Source organism: Amycolatopsis ponsaeliensis, assembly GCF_030182635.1.
GTDB lineage: Bacteria > Actinomycetota > Actinomycetes > Mycobacteriales > Pseudonocardiaceae > Amycolatopsis > Amycolatopsis ponsaeliensis.
The window spans coordinates 1-17,016 of the sequence record NZ_JAPZLD010000068.1 but is presented as its reverse complement, the minus strand read 5'-3'; the positions used below and the strand labels follow the sequence as shown (position 1 = coordinate 17,016).

The 17,016-nt window shown below is 69.6% G+C and carries 12 protein-coding genes; 11 read left to right on the top strand and 1 reads right to left on the bottom strand.

Translation table 11 applies throughout. The annotated features are described in order from the left end of the window. Positions 1–137 precede the first annotated feature (137 nt). The 4 genes from QQ657_RS51525 to QQ657_RS51510 all read left to right on the top strand — a co-directional run bounded on the left by QQ657_RS51525 (position 138) and on the right by QQ657_RS51510 (position 6,724). Positions 138–1,874 (top strand): thiamine pyrophosphate-binding protein, encoded by a 1,737-nt coding sequence (locus QQ657_RS51525; protein ID WP_284749800.1) that lies wholly within the window; start codon positions 138–140, stop codon positions 1,872–1,874. Between the two features lie 11 nt (positions 1,875–1,885). Continuing rightward, positions 1,886–3,115: a formyl-CoA transferase gene (gene frc, locus QQ657_RS51520; RefSeq protein ID WP_284749799.1), complete on the top strand. Its 1,230-nt coding sequence runs from the start codon at positions 1,886–1,888 to the stop codon at positions 3,113–3,115. After that, positions 3,116–5,242: an acetate--CoA ligase family protein gene (locus QQ657_RS51515; RefSeq protein ID WP_284749798.1), complete on the top strand. Its 2,127-nt coding sequence runs from the start codon at positions 3,116–3,118 to the stop codon at positions 5,240–5,242. It abuts the gene before it with no gap. A 102-nt stretch (positions 5,243–5,344) separates the two neighbouring features. Continuing rightward, positions 5,345–6,724, top strand: a complete 1,380-nt coding sequence (locus tag QQ657_RS51510; RefSeq protein WP_284749797.1) for an OFA family MFS transporter — start codon at positions 5,345–5,347, stop codon at positions 6,722–6,724. Between the two features lie 89 nt (positions 6,725–6,813). Here the strand turns inward: QQ657_RS51510 and QQ657_RS51505 are convergent, their stop codons facing one another. Then, entirely contained in the window at positions 6,814–7,551 is a 738-nt protein-coding gene (locus QQ657_RS51505; protein ID WP_284749796.1) for a GntR family transcriptional regulator, read from the bottom strand. Positions 7,552–7,736: 185 nt separating this feature from the next. On the opposite strand from QQ657_RS51505, the gene QQ657_RS51500 reads away from it, so the two are divergent. The 7 genes from QQ657_RS51500 (at position 7,737) to gcl (ending at position 16,988) form a co-directional block, all read left to right on the top strand. After that, positions 7,737–8,732 (top strand): 2-dehydropantoate 2-reductase, encoded by a 996-nt coding sequence (locus tag QQ657_RS51500; RefSeq protein ID WP_284749795.1) that lies wholly within the window; start codon positions 7,737–7,739, stop codon positions 8,730–8,732. Positions 8,733–8,745: 13 nt separating this feature from the next. Further along, positions 8,746–10,665 (top strand): molybdopterin oxidoreductase family protein, encoded by a 1,920-nt coding sequence (locus QQ657_RS51495; RefSeq protein ID WP_284749794.1) that lies wholly within the window; start codon positions 8,746–8,748, stop codon positions 10,663–10,665. Between the two features lies 1 nt (position 10,666). Further along, positions 10,667–12,409: an NAD(P)H-dependent oxidoreductase subunit E gene (locus tag QQ657_RS51490; protein ID WP_284749793.1), complete on the top strand. Its 1,743-nt coding sequence runs from the start codon at positions 10,667–10,669 to the stop codon at positions 12,407–12,409. Continuing rightward, positions 12,406–13,263, top strand: a complete 858-nt coding sequence (locus QQ657_RS51485) for a 2Fe-2S iron-sulfur cluster-binding protein (protein ID WP_284749792.1) — start codon at positions 12,406–12,408, stop codon at positions 13,261–13,263. Before QQ657_RS51490 ends, QQ657_RS51485 begins: the two co-directional genes overlap by 4 nt. Before the next feature lie 329 nt (positions 13,264–13,592). After that, a complete protein-coding gene (locus tag QQ657_RS51480) occupies positions 13,593–14,405 on the top strand; it encodes a hydroxypyruvate isomerase family protein (RefSeq protein ID WP_284749828.1) in 813 nt (270 codons plus the stop codon). Further along, complete coding sequence (locus QQ657_RS51475; RefSeq protein WP_284749791.1) at positions 14,402–15,289, top strand: 2-hydroxy-3-oxopropionate reductase; 888 nt, start codon at positions 14,402–14,404, stop codon at positions 15,287–15,289. The genes QQ657_RS51480 and QQ657_RS51475 overlap by 4 nt, the downstream gene beginning before the upstream one ends. A 1-nt stretch (position 15,290) precedes the next feature. Continuing rightward, a complete protein-coding gene (gene gcl / locus QQ657_RS51470; RefSeq protein ID WP_284749790.1) occupies positions 15,291–16,988 on the top strand; it encodes a glyoxylate carboligase in 1,698 nt (565 codons plus the stop codon). Positions 16,989–17,016: the final 28 nt, after the last annotated feature.

Here is a 17,016-nt window from a genome sequence, read left to right as displayed (position 1 = left end):
CTACCCCATACGGTATGCAATCTACAGTCTGCCGCGAAGAGGCCGCTGACCTCGACGGACAGGGGGCGGCGGCGAGCGGACCGGAGTACGGAGCGCCGGACAAGAGAGATCCGGCGGCGGACCAGAGGAGTTGAGCAATGGCGCTGACCACGACCGGCACCACCGCGGGGGAGAGTGCCCGACCGACGATCGGCGCCGAGCCCGCGCCGGCCGGGATATCCGGCGGCCACCTGGTGGCGAAGGCGTTGAAGGCCGAAGGCGTCGACACGATCTTCACGCTCTGCGGCGGTCACATCATCGACATCTACGACGGCTGCGTCGACGAAGGCATCGAGGTCATCGACGTCCGCCACGAGCAGGTCGCGGCGCACGCGGCCGACGGCTACGCGCGGATCACCGGCAAGCCCGGCTGCGCGGTCGTCACCGCCGGCCCCGGCACCACCGACGCCGTCACCGGCGTCGCGAACGCCCTGCGCGCGGAAAGCCCGATGCTGCTCATCGGCGGCCAGGGCGCGCTGACCCAGCACAAGATGGGGTCCCTGCAAGACCTCCCGCACGTGGACATGATGACGCCGATCACGAAGTTCGCCGCCACTGTCCCGCACACCGCGCGCGTGGCCGACCTCGTCTCGATGGCGTTCCGCGAGGCCTACGCGGGCGCGCCCGGCCCGTCGTTCCTCGAGATCCCGCGTGACGTCCTCGACGCGCGGGTTCCCCTCGATCAGGCCCGGATCCCGGAAGCCGGCCGCTACCGCGCGTCGACGAAGAACGCCGGCGACCCCGCCGACATCGACAAGCTCGCCGACCTGCTGGTGCACGCGAAAAAGCCGGCCATCCTGCTCGGCAGCCAGGTCTGGACGACCCGCGCCACCGAGCCGGCCGTCGACCTGGTGCGCACGCTGAACATCCCGGCGTACATGAACGGCGCCGGCCGCGGCACACTGCCGCCGGGCGACCCGCACCACTTCCAGCTCTCGCGCCGCTACGCCTTCGACAACGCCGACGTCATCATCATCGTCGGGACCCCGTTCGACTTCCGGATGGGCTACGGCAAGCGGCTGTCGAAGGACGCCACCGTCGTGCAGATCGACCTCGACTACCGCACGGTCGGCAAGAACCGCGACGTCGACCTCGGCATCGTCGGCGACGCCGGGCAGGTCCTGGCCGCGGTCGCCGAGGCCGCGTCCGGGCGCGCCGACAACGGCGCGGTCGGCCGCAAGGCCTGGCTCGAAGAGCTACAGGCCGTCGAGGAGAAGGCGAAGCAGAAGCGGCTGCCGCTGCAGCACTCCGACGCGAGCCCGATCCACCCGTACCGGTTGGTCCACGAGATCAACGAGTTCCTCACCGAGGACTCGATCTACATCGGCGACGGCGGCGACATCGTCACCTTCTCCGGCCAGGTCGTGCAGCCCAAGTCGCCCGGCCACTGGATGGACCCCGGTCCACTCGGGACACTCGGCGTCGGCATCCCGTTCGTCCTGGCCGCCAAGCATGCCCGCCCCGACAAGGAAGTCGTCGCGCTCTTCGGTGACGGCGCCTTCAGCCTCACCGGCTGGGACTTCGAGACGCTGGTGCGGTTCAACCTGCCGTTCGTCGGGATCGTCGGCAACAACTCGTCGATGAACCAGATCCGCTACGGCCAGGCCGCGAAGTACGGCCTGCCGCGTGAGCGCGTCGGCAACACCCTCGGCGACGTCCGCTACGACGAGTTCGCCCGGATGCTCGGCGGCTACGGCGAAGAGGTCCGCGACCCGGCCGACATCGCGCCGGCGCTGCAGCGGGCCCGCGAGTCGGGCAAGCCGTCGCTGATCAACGTCTGGGTCGACCCCGACGTGTACGCCCCCGGAACCATGAACCAGACCATGTACAAGTGAGCGGAGGCCACATGGGTAAGGCACTGGAGGGCGTGCGCGTCCTCGACATGACGCACGTGCAGTCCGGACCGTCGTCGACGCAGCTGCTGGCCTGGCTCGGCGCGGACGTGATCAAGCTCGAGACCCCCGGCCGGGGCGACATCACCCGCGGCCAGCTGCGCGACCTGCCCGGCGTCGACAGCCTCTACTTCACGATGCTGAACTCCAACAAGCGCAGCATCACGCTCAACATGAAGAGCGCCGAGGGCAAGGAAGTCTTCGAGAAGCTCGTGTCCGGAGTGGACATCCTGGTCGAGAACTTCGGCCCCGGCGTCGTCGACCGGTTCGGCTACCCCTGGGACAAGCTCTCCGCGCTCAACCCGCGGCTGATCTACGCCTCCATCAAGGGGTTCGGCCCCGGCCGCTACGCGGACTTCAAGGCCTACGAGGTGATCGCGCAGGCCATGGGCGGCGCGATGAGCACGACCGGCTTCGAGGACGGGCCGCCGACCGCGACCGGCGCGCAGATCGGCGACTCCGGCACCGGCATCCACCTGGTGGCCGCCATCCTCGCCGCCCTGTTCCAGCGGACCTCCACCGGCCGCGGCCAGCGCGTCCAGGTCGCCATGCAGGACGCCGTGCTCAACCTCTGCCGGGTGAAGCTGCGCGACCAGCAGCGCCTCACCCACGGCCCGCTCGGCGAATACCCGAACGACCAGTTCGGCGACGAGGTCCCACGCTCGGGCAACGCCTCCGGCGGCGGCCAGCCCGGCTGGGCGGTCAAGTGCGCGCCCGGCGGGCCGAACGACTACATCTACGTGATCGTCCAGCCACCCGGGTGGGCCCCGCTCGCCCGGCTGATCGGCAAGGAGGAGCTGGCCGAGGACCCGGCCTGGGCCACTCCCGAAGTCCGGCTGTCCAAACTGGACAAGATGTTCGCGCTCGTGGAGGAGTGGACCGAGAAGCACACCAAGTGGGAAGTGATGGAGAAGCTCAACGCCTGCAACATCCCGTGCGGCCCGATCCTGTCCACCAAGGAACTGATCGAGGACGACACCCTGGCCGAGCTCGGCTCAGTCGTCGAGGTGGCGCACCCGGAGCGCGGCAGCTTCAAGACCGTCGGATGCCCGCTCAAGCTGTCCGACTCACCGGTCGAGATCGAACGGCCGCCGCTGCTGGGCGAGCACAACGACGAAGTGCTGGCCGAGCTCGGCTACGGCGAGGCGGAGCTCGAGAAGTTCCGCGCGGCGGGGGTGATCTGAGTGGCGGATCGCGCGGCGGTCGAGAAGATCCTCGACCAGGCGGCCGCCGAGGGCCGGTCTTCGCTGACCGCGCCCGAGGGGCGTGCGGTTTGTGAGGCCTACGGGATCCCGACGCCGGCCGAGCGGCTGGCGGCCACCGCCGAGGAGGCCGTGGCCCACGCCGAAGAGATCGGCCTGCCGGTCGTGCTCAAGATCGTCTCGCCGGACATCCTGCACAAGACCGAGGCCGGCGGCGTGCTCGTCGGCCTGAGGGACGCCGAAGCGGTGAAGGCGGGCTTCACGAAGATCGTCGACAACGCGAAGGCGTACGACGCCGACGCGCGGATCCTCGGCGTCCAGGTGCAGCAGATGCTCACCGAGGGCCAGGAAGTGATCATCGGCTCGGTCACCGACCGGACCTTCGGCAAGATCGTCGCGTTCGGCCTCGGCGGCGTGCTGGTGGAGGTGCTCAAGGACGTCACCTTCCGGCTCGCGCCGACGAGCACCGAGGAAGCGCTGTCGATGATCGACGGCATCCAGGCCGCGGAGATCCTCCGGGGTGTGCGCGGCGCCGAGCCGGTCGACCGAGACGCGCTCGCCGCCGTGATCACCGGGCTCGGGCAGCTGGTCGCCGACTTCCCGCAGCTGTCCGAAGTGGACCTCAACCCGGTCCTCGCGACACCGTCCGGAGCCACCGCGGTGGACGTGCGGATCCTGGTCGACCCGGACGCGGCGAAGGAACCCTTCCGGTTCACCCAGGAGGAGATCCTCGCCTCGATGAACCGGATCATGAAGCCGGCGTCGATCGCGGTGATCGGTGCGTCGGCCGAGGCCGGCAAGATCGGCAACTCGGTGATGAAGAACCTGGTCAACGGCGGTTACGCGGGGGAGATCCACCCGATCAACCCGAAGGCCACCGAGATCCTCGACCGCAAGGCGTACGCCAGCATCACCGACGTACCCGGCGACGTCGACGTCGCGGTCTTCGCCATCCCGGCGAAGTTCGTCCCCGCGGCGCTGGAAGAGGTCGGCAAGAAGGGCGCGGCCGGTGCGATCCTCATCCCGTCCGGCTTCGGCGAGACCGGCAACATCGAGCTGCAGGACGAGGTCGTCGCGATCGCGCGCAAGCACGGCGTGCGCATCCTCGGGCCCAACATCTACGGCTACTACTACACGCCGGAGAACCTGTCGGCGACGTTTTGCACCCCGTACGACGTCAAAGGCGGCGTCGCCCTGTCGTCGCAGAGCGGCGGGATCGGGATGGCGATCCTCGGGTTCAGCCGCTCGGCGAAGATGGGCGTGTCCTCGATCGTCGGCGTAGGGAACAAGGCCGACATCGACGAGGACGACCTGCTCACCTTTTTCGAGCAGGACGACAACACGCAGCTCGTCGCGATGCACCTCGAAGACCTCAAGGACGGCCGGTCGTTCGCCGAGACGGCGAAGCGCGTCTCGAAGCGCAAGCCGGTCGTGGTGCTCAAGGCCGGGCGGACGTCGCAGGGTGCCAAGGCGGCCAGTTCGCACACGGGCGCGCTGGCCGGCGACGACAAGGTGTACGACGACATCCTCCGGCAGAGCGGCGTGATCCGGGCGCCCGGGCTGAATGACATGCTCGAGTACGCCCGCGGCATCCCGCTGCTGCCCACGCCGCAGGGCGAGAACGTCGTCATCATCACCGGCGCCGGCGGCTCGGGCGTGCTGCTCTCGGACGCCTGCGTCGACAACGGGCTGGACCTCATGGAGATCCCGCCGGACCTCGACACGGCGTTCCGGAAGTTCATCCCGCCCTTCGGCGCGGCCGGCAACCCGGTGGACATCACCGGCGGCGAGCCGCCCTCGACCTACCGCAACACGATCGCGCTGGGCCTCGAGGACGACCGCATCCACGCCCTGATCCTGGGCTACTGGCACACCATCGTCACCCCGCCGATGGTGTTCGCGGAGCTCGTCTCGGAAGTGGTCGAGGAGTACCGCGCGAAGGGCATCCACAAGCCCGTCGTCGCGTCGCTCTCCGGTGACGTCGAAGTCGAGGAGGCGAGCACCTACCTCTACGACCACGGCGTCGTCGCCTATCCCTACACGACCGAGAAGCCCGTCGCGGTGCTCGGCGCGAAGTACCGCTGGGCGCGGGCCGCGGGCCTGCTCTGAGCGTCCTCCACAGGGGCTGGCTCACTGAAGGAGAAAGGACGAAGATCCACCGCACGACGGCAACAGAGGGACACGAGTCAACGGTGACGAAAGAGAACTCTTATGACCGCAGCGACTTACCAGGAGATCGTTGACGAGAACGGACGGGTCTACCGAGTAGGCGAGACACCTCAGGACATCATGGGGCGCTCGCGAAGCTGGATGGTGTGGCTGCCCTGGATCGCCATGATGGCGGTCAGTGTCTTCGAATACGGCTGGGGCGCTGTCGAAGGCACGTTGGAAGACAAGTACGGCTGGTCGCTGAGCGACGCCTTCTGGCTGGCCAGCATCTGGGCCGTCTTCCAGGCCGGGGTGGCGTTCCCGGCCGGGCGGTTGCGGGAGAAGAACATCGTGTCGGCCAAGACGGCCATGCTGGCCGGAGCGGTGTGCAGCGGCATCGGCTACTTCACGATCTCGCACAGCGGCAACCTGGCGGTGGCGTTCGTCGGGTACTCCGTGCTCGGCGGCACCGGCGCCGGGCTGGTCTACGCCACCTGCATCAACATGGTCGGGAAGTGGTACCCCGAGAAACGGGGTGCGAGGACGGGCTTCGTCAACGGCGGGTTCGCCTACGGCGCCGTCCCGTTCATCTACATCTTCGCCGCGTTCCTGACCCCGACCAACTACACGGTGATCCTCGACATCATCGGCGTCTACATGCTGCTGGTCGTCGGGGTCTGCGGGTTCCTGTTCAAGGACCCGCCGAAGAGCTGGTGGCCGCAGGAGGTCGACCCGAAGAACTGGGCCGCGAACCGGCGGACCAAGAGCGGCGGCCTGGCCAAGAACCCGCCCGCGGTGAAGCAGTTCTCCCCGATGGAGGCGATCCGGACCGGCATGCTCCCGCTGATGTGGGTGTGCCTGGTGATCATCGGCGGGGTTTCGCTGTTCGGCATCAACTTCCAGGTGCCCTTCGCCAAGGAAAGCGGTTTCGGGGCGTTCGTCGCGGCGTCGTCGGCGGGCGTGCTCTCGATCGTCAACGGCACCGGGCGTGCGGTCGTCGGCTGGGTGTCGGACCGGATCGGCCGGCGGCAGACGCTCACCATCGTCCTGGTGATCGCCGGTGGCGCGCAGTTCGGCGTGATGTACGCCGGGAACACGCACAACCTGTTCCTGTTCATGGTGTTCGCGTTCCTGACCGGGTTCGGCGGCGGGGCCTTCTACCCGCTGTTCGCCGCGCTGGTGCCGGACTACTTCGGCGAGAACAACAACGCGTCGAACTACGGCCTGGTCTACAGCGCGAAACTGATCGGTGGTGTCGGCGGCGGCGGGCTCGCCGCGGGGGTCATCAGCGCGTGGGGCTACACCGGCGCGTACGTGCTCGCCGGGTGCATCGCGCTCCTGTCCGCGGTGCTGACGCTCTTCCTGCGCCAGCCTAAGCGGACGCGCCACCAGCTCGCCGAAACCGAGCTGGTGGCGCGGCCTTCCGCCACTGCGGGCGGCTAACCCCTCTCTGGGGGGGTCCGGGGGGCTTGCCCCCCGGGGTCTGGGGCTCGGCCCCAGAAGGCGGAGCGTGCTCCCCGGTCCTGCCGAAATCAGGATCGGGGAGCCTCCGGACGTTCGTGGTAGGCCTGGCGGGTCCGTTCGGTGTGCTTGCCCATGATCTTCTCGGCCATCTCCGCGTCTTCCGTGGCGATGGCGGTGATCAGTTCCTCGTGTTCGTGCCAGGCGTCCTGGCCGCGGGGCCGGGCGATCGGCGTGTAGTACCAGCGGACCCGGCGGTCGACCAGGCCGATCAGCTCCGCCAGTACGGCGTTCCCCGACAGCTGGGTGATAAACGCGTGCAGGGCGGCGTTGGCGGCCACCAGGCCTTCGGTGTCTTCGGCTTCGAGGGCGTCGACCCCGACTTTCTGGAGTTCCCAGAGCCGGTCGACGTCCGCCGGGGTGGCGTGCTGGGCGGCGAGCTTCGCCGAGTGCGTCTCCAGCACGCTGCGGACGCTCAGCAGCTGGTCGGCCTCTTCGTCGGTCGGCAGGTGCACGAACGCGCCTTGCGCCGGGCGGAGGTCGACCCAGCCTTCGCTCTGCAGGCGCTGCAGGGCTTCGCGGACGGGCTGCCGGCTGACGCCGAGGTATTCGGCCAGGTCGGCTTCGACCAGGTGCTGCCCGGGCTCGAGCGTGCGGTTGATGATCAGCTCGGCGAGGGCCTCGTAGACGACCTGGCGCAGGGGGGCGGGCCGCTCGACGCGCTTGGCGGCGGTCGAGCTGAGCGAGCCCTTGGCCGTGCGGCGGCCGGACGGGCCGCGGTCGTGGAGCGGGGAAGCGGGCTGGCTCACGGGACACCTCGGAAGGGAGAGGAACGCGAAGATCTCTGATCAGGATACAGGTTTTGGTATGCAAAATCCCAGAATCTCACCCTGTCGGGAGTTTCACGCACTCTCCGGTCGCCAAAACCTGGTCTCGGCGGTGGATCCAGGATACTGTATGCAATTACGTGCTGGACCGAAGTGGGAGGCACAACATGAAGGTGGCTGTTCTCGGGGCCGGGGCGATCGGTGCCTACGTCGGGGCCGCGCTGCACCGCGGCGGGACCGAAGTGCACCTGATCGCCCGGAGGGCCCACCTCGCCGCGATGCGCGAGCACGGCGTCCGCGTGCTCAGCCCGCGCGGCGACTTCACCGCACACCCGCACGTCACGGACGACCCGGCCGAAGTCGGCCCGGTCGACTTCGTCTTCCTCGGCCTGAAGGCCAACTCCTACGCCTCGTGCGAACCGCTCTTGGCCCCGCTGCTCGGCCCGGACACCGCAATCGTGGCCGCACAGAACGGCATCCCGTGGTGGTACTTCCACGGCCTGACGGGACATCCGCTCGAAGGGCACCGCGTCGAGACCGTGGACCCGGGTGGCTCGGTGACCGCCGTGCTCGAGCTGCGGCGCGCGATCGGCTGCGTCGTCTACTGCTCCACGGTCATCGAAGAACCGGGCGTGATCCGGCACCTCGAAGGCACCCGGTTCTCCCTCGGCGAGCCGGACGGCGAGATCTCCGCGCGGTGCAAGGTGCTCAGCGCGGCGATGATCGCCGGCGGGCTCAAGGCGCCGGTCGAACCCGAGCTGCGCAACGACATCTGGGTCAAGCTGATGGGCAACGTCGCCTTCAACCCGCTCTCGGCGCTGACCCGGGCGACCATGGCGCAGATGTGCGAGCACGACGACACGCGCGCGCTCGTGGCCACGATGATGACCGAAGCCCTCGCCATCGCCCGCGCGGCCGGCAGCGACCCGGGCGTCTCGGTCGAGAAGCGCATCGACGGCGCCTGGCGCGTCGGCCACCACAAGACGTCGATGCTGCAGGACCTCGAAGCGGGCAAGCCCCTCGAGATCGACGCGATCATCGGCGCGGTCGTGGAGCTGGCCGGCCTCACCGGCGTGCCCGCGCCGGCGCTGCGGCACGTCCACGCCGCCATCTCGCTGCTCGACCACACCAGCAACCCGCCCGTCCCCGTCGGGGCGCACTGAACCGGAGGTGCCCGTGAAGCGCAAGAAGACCGAGCCGTACATCCGGCTCACCCAGCCCCTGGTGCGCGACTCCGGCGTGCTGCGGCCGGCGACCTGGGAGGAGGCTCTCGACCGGGCCGCCGCCGGGATCCGCCGCACGCTCGACAGCAAGGGCCCCGAGGCGTTCGGGATGTTCTCGTGCGCCCGGGCGACCAACGAGATGAACTTCGTCGCCCAGAAGTTCACCCGCGCGGTGATCGGCACGAACAACGTCGACTCGTGCAACCGCACCTGTCACGCGCCGAGCGTCGCCGGGCTGGCGCGCGTGTTCGACAGCGGCGGCGGGACGTCGTCCTACCAGGAGATCGAGGACGCCGACGTCATCGTGATCTGGGGCGGCAATCCGCGCGAGGCGCACCCGATCTTCTTCCACCATGTGCTCAAAGCCGTCCACCGGGGAGCGAAGCTCTTCGTCGTCGACCCGCGCCGGACCAGCACCGGGAGCTGGGCGCACCGCCAGCTGCAGCTCGAAGTCGGCACCGACATCCCGCTGGCCCACGCCATCGCGCGCGAGATCATCCACTCCGGGCTGGCGAACACGACGTTCATCGAGCGCGCCACCGAGGGCTTCGCCGAGTTCGCCGCATCGGTCGAACCGTGGACCCTGGAGGTCGCGGAGAAGACCACCGGCGTCCCGGCCGAGCTGATCAAGGAGCTCGCGCACACCTACGCCCGCGCCGACCGCGGGCAGATGTCGTGGACCCTCGGCATCACCGAGCACCACAACGGCACCGACAACGTCCTCTCGCTGATCAACCTCGCGCTGCTGGCCGGTCAGGTCGGCCGCTACGGCGCCGGGCTGAACCCGCTGCGCGGGCAGAACAACGTCCAGGGCGGCGGCGACATGGGCGCCATCCCGGACCGCATGCCGGGTTTCCAGGATGTCCTCGACGCGGATGTCCGGGCCAAGTTCGACGCCGCGTGGGGCTCGTCGATCCCGCCGTACAAGGGCCTCAACCTCACGCAGATGCTCGACGCGATGGACCGCGGCGACCTGACCTGCGTGTACATCATCGGCGAGAACCCGGTCCAGTCCGAAGCGGACTGCGAGCACACGATCAAGCGACTGTCCAACGTGGATCACCTGATCGTTCAGGACATCTTCCTCACCAAGACCGCGCAGCTGGCCGACGTCGTGCTGCCCGCGTCGGCGGCCTGGTGCGAGAGCGACGGCACCTTCACCAACTCCGAACGCCGGGTCCAGCGCGTCCGCAAGGCCCTCGAACCGCCCGACGGCGCGCGCGACGACATCGAGCTGCTGGCGGAGCTGGCCCGCCGGCTCGGCCACGACTGGCGCTACACCGGCGGCGAGGAGGTCTGGGACGAGCTGCGTTCGCTGTCGCCGATGCACGCCGGGATGTCCTACACGCGCCTCGAAGAGCTCGGCGGCATCCAGTGGCCGTGCTACTCCGAAGACACCCTCGAACCGACGTTCCTGCACGGCCGCCTGTGGGCCGACGACCCCGCCGAGCGCGGCCGCCCGGCGCCGTTCACCGTGCTCGAGCACAGCCCGCCGGTCGACCTGCTCACCGAGGAGTTCCCGATCCGGCTGACCACCGGGCGGCGGCTGGATTCCTACAACACGGGCGTCCAGTCGGGCGGGTTCTCGTCCCCGATGCGGCAGGGCGAGACGCTCGACCTCTGCCCGGAGGACGCGCGGTCGCTGGGCGTCGAACCCGACGAGCTGGTCCGGATCTCCTCGCGGCGCGGGGAAATCGTCGCGCCGGTCCGGCTCGACACCGGGCTGAAGCCGGGGCTGGCGTTCATGACCTTCCACTTCCCGGACGAGGTGGACGTCAACGTCATCACCATCGAGGCGACCTGCCCGATCGCCGGGACCGCCGAGTACAAAGCCGCGGCGATCCGCGTCGAGAAGCTGCCGGCGGAGGTCTGAGGTGGACCTCAAGCTCCTCGACGCCGTCGCCACCAGCGAGGAACGGGACGCTGTCGCCGGGTTCGCCGGTGGCGGCCGCGACCTGCTGCTGCCCGCCCTGCACGCGGTCAACGACCGGGTCGGCTGGATCAGCCAGGGCGCGCTCAACCTCATCTGCGAGACGCTGCACGTGCCGCCCGCCGACGCGTACGGCGTGGCGAGCTTCTACTCGCTGTTCGCGCTGGAGGAGCGGCCGGAACGGGTGGTGCACGTGTGCACCGACCTGGCCTGCCGGCTCAAGGGCGCGGACACCGTGTGCGACGTCCTCACCGAGCACGTCGGCGCCGCGGGGAAGGCGCGCGCCGGGGTCACGTGGCTGCGCAGCCCGTGCCTCGGCGTCTGCGAACGAGCCCCCGCGGCGCTGACGTTCCAAGCCGGCGACCCGGCCACCACCGAGCTGCTCGCCCCGGCGACCGGCGCTTCGGCCGTGCTGGCGGCGGGGCGGGAACCCGCGGGCGAGGGCTCGCCACCGGTGATCCACCAGCAGGACGGCCTGCGGCTGCTGCGCCGGGTCGGCGTGGTCGATCCGTCCAGTTTGGACGGCTACCGCGCGGCCGGCGGCTACGCGGCACTGCGGAACGCCCTGCGCATGGGCGAGGCCGCGGTGATCCGCGAGGTGACCGACTCGGGGCTGCTCGGCCGCGGCGGGGCGGCGTTCCCGACCGGGCGCAAGTGGGCCGCGACGGCCGCCCAGCCCGCTGGTCCGCACTACCTGGTGTGCAACGCCGACGAGAGCGAGCCCGGCACGTTCAAGGACCGGGTGCTGCTCGAAGGCGACCCGTTCGCGCTGGTGGAGTCGATGACGATCGCCGCGTTCGCGATCGGCGCCCGGCAGGGCTACGTCTACCTGCGCGGCGAGTACCCGCGAGCCCTGCGGCTGCTGCGCAACGCGCTGGAGGTCTGCCGGGAACGCGGGTTCCTCGGCGTGGACATCATGGGACACCGGGGGTTCTCGTTCGACATCGAGATCCGGCGCGGCGCGGGTGCCTACATCTGCGGCGAGGAGACCGCGATCTTCAACTCGATCGAGGGCTTCCGCGGCGAGCCCCGCACGAAGCCGCCGTTCCCGGTCGAAAAGGGGCTGTTCGGCAAGCCGACCGTCGTCAACAACGTCGAGACGCTGGTGAACGTGCCGCTGATCCTCACCGAGGGCGCGGCCGCGTACCGTTCCCTCGGCACGGAGGCCTCGGCCGGGCCGAAGCTGTTCTGCCTGTCCGGGAACGTCGAACGCTCCGGCGTCTACGAAGTGCCGTTCGGCACGACGCTGCGTTCGCTTCTCACCATGGCCGGGGGAGTACCCGAGGGCCGGTCGCTGCGCGCGATCCTGCTGGGTGGCGCGGCGGGCGGGTTCGTCCGGCCGGACGAGCTGGATCTGCCGCTCACGTTCGAGGACGCGCGGGCGGCGAAGACGACGCTGGGGTCCGGTGTCGTGCTGGTGCTCGACGACCTGGCCGACCTCGGCGGGTTCCTGCTGCGGATCGCGTCGTTCTTCCGCGACGAGTCGTGCGGGCAGTGCGTCCCGTGCCGGATCGGGACCGTGCGGCAGGAGGAAGCGATCCAGCGCGTCCTGACGGCCGGGTCGGACGAACGGCCGCTGCTGCGCGAAGTCGGGCAAGTGATGCGGGACTCGTCGATCTGCGGGCTCGGCCAGACCGCGTGGAACGCCATCGAGTCCGCGATCGACCGGTTGGGAGTACTGCAATGACCATTGTGGACATCGGGATCCCGCGGCGGCTGGTCGAGTTCACTGTGGACGGTTCGACGGTTCGCGTGCCGGAGGGCTCGACGATCCTCGACGCGTGCACGGCGGCGGGCAAGGAGATCCCGACGCTGTGCTACGGCGACACCCTGGAACCGGCGAACGCCTGCCGCGTCTGCATGGTGGAGGTCGAGGGATCGCGGACGCTGGTGCCGTCGTGCTCGCGCAAGGCCGAGCCGGGCATGGTGGTGCACACGGACTCGGAGCGGACGCGGACCAGCCGCAAGGTGGTCCTGGAGCTGCTGGCGTCCGCGACGGATCTGTCGACGACCCCGGATGTCGATCGCTGGATGGCTTCGGCGGGCGCGGATCCGGATCGCTTCGGCCCGGACGCCGCGACCGTGGCGCAACCGGCCCTGGTGGACAACGAGCTGTACGTCCGGGACTACGCGAAGTGCATCCTCTGCTACAAGTGCGTCGACGCGTGCGGCGACCAGTGGCAGAACTCGTTCGCGATCAGCGTGGCGGGCCGCGGGTTCGACGCGCGGATCTCGACGGAGTTCTCGAACCCGTTGCCCGACAGTGCCTGCGTGTACTGCGGCAACTGCGTCGAGGTCTGCCCGACCGGGGCGCTCAGCTTCAAACGCGAGTACGACAAGCGCGAGGACGGCACCTGGGACGAGTCCCGCCAGACGGCGACGACGACCGTGTGCACGTTCTGCGGGGTCGGCTGCAACCTGACGCTGCACGTCCAGGACAACGAGATCGTCAAGGTGACGTCACCGCACGAAAGCTCGGTGACGCACGGGAACTTGTGCATCAAGGGCCGCTTCGGCTGGCAGCACGTCCAGAACCGCTAGTGCCGCGAGTTGCCAGGTACTTGACGTTCGGGCCGCTGGAGCCGGCGAGCTCGCCGAGCCCGCGCCAGGCCGGGCAGCCCGCACCAAACGTCTTGAATGAGTCATACAGGTCTTCGGAGGTCCTGAATGACTCATTCAAGACGTTCGCACTTGCCCGCCGAGCTGTCACCGAAGCTTGGACGCGCGACACCAGCGGCACGTTCGCGCGAAGGCGCCGTGGCTCGACGAGCCACGGCGCCTTCGTCGTCCAGCCGTTGACCGCGACGCAGGTCAGCAGCTATTCTCGATATGCGAAAGAAAAATTCCGGATAGTGAAATTCGAGGTCGCGATGCCAGACGAGGGGCACTCCCTGCCGTACGCCGCCAACCTGTCGATCCTGTTCAAGGAGATCCCGCTCCTCGAGCGCGCGGCCGCCGCTCGGGACGCCGGGTTCACCGACGTCGAGTACTGGTGGCCGTTCGACACCGCCGTTCCCGCGCGCGATGAGGTGGATGCCTTCGTGCGGAGCCTGGACGGCGTCCGGCTGCGCGGGCTGAACTTCTTCGCCGGCGACATGGCGGCGGGGGAGCGGGGACTCGTGTCGTGGATCGGCCGTGAGGCCGAGTTCGCCGACAGCCTCGGCGTCGCGCTCGGGATCGCCGAACGCACCGGCTGCCGCAGCTTCAACGCGCTCTACGGCAACCGGCTCGACGGCGAAGAGGCGGCCAAGCAGGACGACCTGGCGCTGGTCCACCTCGCGACGGCCGCGGAGGCCGCCGCGAAGATCGGGGCGCAGCTGGTCCTCGAACCGCTCTCCGGCGCGGACCGCTATCCGCTCAAGACCGCCGCGGACGCCGTGGCCGTGCTCGACGACCTCGGGCGCGGCAACGTGCGGCTGCTGGCCGACCTGTACCACCTGGCAGTCAACGGCGACGACCTGGACGCACTGGCGACGCAGCACATCTCCCGGATCGGGCACGTGCAGATCGCCGACGCGCCCGGGCGCCACCAGCCCGGCACCGGCTCGCTGGACATCGGCGGGCACCTCGCGAAGCTGCAGAACGCGGGCTACGACGGGTTCGTCGGGATCGAGTACGTCCCGGAGCCCGACACCGTCACATCGCTGGCCTGGCTGCCGAAAACCCGAAGGGGACGAGCATGAAACTGGGATTCATCGGACTCGGCGTGATGGGCGCCCCGATGGCCGCGCACCTGGTCGCGGCCGGGCACGACGTCAGCGGCTACGACGTCAACGCCGCGGCCGGCGAGAAACTGGCGGCCGCCGGCGGGCGGGCCGCGAGCAGCGTCGCGGACGCGGTGGCCGGGGCGGACGTCGTGGTCACGATGCTGCCGAACCACCCGCAGGTCGAGGAGGTCGTGCTGGCCTCGGGCGGCGTGCTGGAGACCGCGGAGCCGGGCACGCTGCTGATCGACATGAGCACCATCCGGCCCGAGACGTCGATCGCGGTCGCGGAAGCCGCGCGGGACAAGAAGATCCGCGTCCTCGACGCTCCCGTGTCCGGCGGGCAGGCCGGCGCCGAGCAGGCGTCGCTGTCCATCATGGTCGGCGGCTCCGAAGACGACTTCGAGGCCGGGAAGCCCGTACTGGAAGCGCTCGGCAAGACGATCGTGCACGTCGGCCCGCACGGCGCCGGCCAGGTCGTCAAGGCCGCCAACCAGCTCGTCGTGGGCGGCATCTACGGCCTGGTCGCCGAGGCGATCGTGCTGCTCGAAGCGTCCGGTGTGGACGCTGCCACGGGACTCGACGTGCTCGCCGGGGGACTGGCCGGCAGCCGGATCCTGGAGCTCAAGCGCAAGTCCATGGTGGAGCGCCAGTTCGCGCCCGGGTTCCGGATCGACCTGCACCACAAGGACATGGGGATCGCGCTGGCCGCCGCCCGGCAGGCGGACGTCGCGCTGCCGCTCACCGGGCTGGTCGCCCAGCTCGTCGCCGCCGGCCGCGCCATGGGCCACGGCTCCCTGGACCACTCGGCCTTGCTGAAGGTCGTCGAACAGTTGTCGGGCCGCGTCCCGGCGGAGGTGTGACATGCCCAGAATCCCCGCCATGCAAGCGGTCGTCGACGTCCTGGAGAGCGAAGGCGTCGACACCGTCTTCGGCTGCCCCGGCGCCGCGATCCTCCCGCTGTATAACGCCCTACAAGGCCGGGCGATCGGGCACCTGATCGTCCGCCACGAAGAGGGCGCGACGCACATGGCCGACGGCTGGGCCCGGACGAACGGGAACGTCGGCGTCGCGATCGGCACGTCCGGCCCGGCCGGGACGAACATGATCACCGGGCTCTACACCGCGCACGCGGACTCGATCCCGATGATCTGCATCACCGGCCAGGCGGCGACGAACAAGCTGCACCAGGAAGCCTTCCAGGCGGTCGACATCGTGGAGATCGCCAAGCCGGTGACGAAGTGGGCGGTGCAGGTCAAGGAGGCCGCGCAGCTGCCGTGGATCTTCCGCGAAGCCTTCCGGGTCGCCCGCTCGGGCCGCCCCGGACCGGTGCTGATCGACCTCCCGATCGACGTCCAGAAGCAGGACATCGAATGGGACTCCTCGATCGACTCGCCGCTGCCGGTGACGGCCGTGAAGCCCGCGTCCGCGCGGGTCGAGCGGGCCCTCGAGATGCTCCTCCAAGCCGAACGTCCGCTGATCCTCGCGGGCGGCGGGGTCGTCCTCGGCGAGGCGAGCGAGCAGCTGCGGGCCGCGGCCGAGCGCCTGGACGTCCCGGTGCAGGTGACGCTGATGGGCAAGGGCAGCTTCCCCGAGGACCACGAGCTGTTCGCCGGGATGGCCGGCATCCAGACGTCGCAGCGCTGGGCGAACGCGGCGTTCCTGGAGGCGGACCTGGTGCTGGCCCTGGGCGCGCGGTTCGGCGACCGGCACACCGGCGAGCTGTCGGTGTACCGCGGCGACCGGAAGTTCATCCACGTCGACATCGAACCCACCCAGCTGGGCAAGGTGTTCGGGCCGGACCTCGGGATCGTCTCGGACACGCGTGAGTTCCTGGACGCGCTGCTGGCCGCCTTGGAGAAGCGCGAAATTTCCCGGAGGCGCGACTGGGTCGGCCGGATCGCGGAGCTGAAGGAAGCGCTTCCCCGCCGCGACGACTTCGACAGCCTGCCGATCAAGGCGCCGCGGGTCTTCAAGGAGATCAACGAAACCTTCGGCGAGGACACGTACTTCGTCACCGCGATCGGGCTCTACCAGATCTGGTCGGGCCAGTTCCAGAAGGCGCACAAGCCGCGTCACTACCAGGTCTGCGGCCAGGCCGGGCCGCTCGGCTGGGAGATCCCGGCCGCGATCGGCGTCAAGAAGGCGCGGCCGGAGGCCGAAGTCGTCGGTGTGGTCGGCGACTACTCGTTCCAGTTCCTCGTCGAGGAGCTGGCGGTGGCCGCCCAGTACGACGTCGGGTTCGTGCTGATCATGCTCAACAACGAATACCTCGGCCTGATCCGCCAGGCCGAGACCGGCTACGACATGAACTTCGAGGTCGACATCCACTACGACTCGAACGGCACGGACAACGTCAAGATCATGGAGGCCTACGGCTGCTCGGGCACCCGCGTGCACGAGCCGGCCGAGATCCGGACGTCGCTGGAGTGGGCCCGCAAGGAGGCCGAGCGGACCAGCCGGCCGGTCCTGGTGGAGATCATGATCGAACGCGAGGGCAACGCCGCGATGGGTGCCGCCCTCGACTCGGTCCGCGAGTTCGAACCGGTCGTGAGTGCGTAACAGTGTTCTAACACTGTTACGCACTCAC

Coding starts and splice junctions, on each gene's coding strand:
- frc (WP_284749799.1), top strand. CDS start 1,886: ATGGGTAAGGCACTGGAGGGCGTGCGCGTCCTCGACATGACGCACGTG.
- QQ657_RS51485 (WP_284749792.1), top strand. CDS start 12,406: ATGACCATTGTGGACATCGGGATCCCGCGGCGGCTGGTCGAGTTCACT.
- QQ657_RS51525 (WP_284749800.1), top strand. CDS start 138: ATGGCGCTGACCACGACCGGCACCACCGCGGGGGAGAGTGCCCGACCG.
- gcl (WP_284749790.1), top strand. CDS start 15,291: ATGCCCAGAATCCCCGCCATGCAAGCGGTCGTCGACGTCCTGGAGAGC.
- QQ657_RS51475 (WP_284749791.1), top strand. CDS start 14,402: ATGAAACTGGGATTCATCGGACTCGGCGTGATGGGCGCCCCGATGGCC.
- QQ657_RS51510 (WP_284749797.1), top strand. CDS start 5,345: ATGACCGCAGCGACTTACCAGGAGATCGTTGACGAGAACGGACGGGTC.
- QQ657_RS51480 (WP_284749828.1), top strand. CDS start 13,593: ATGCCAGACGAGGGGCACTCCCTGCCGTACGCCGCCAACCTGTCGATC.
- QQ657_RS51500 (WP_284749795.1), top strand. CDS start 7,737: ATGAAGGTGGCTGTTCTCGGGGCCGGGGCGATCGGTGCCTACGTCGGG.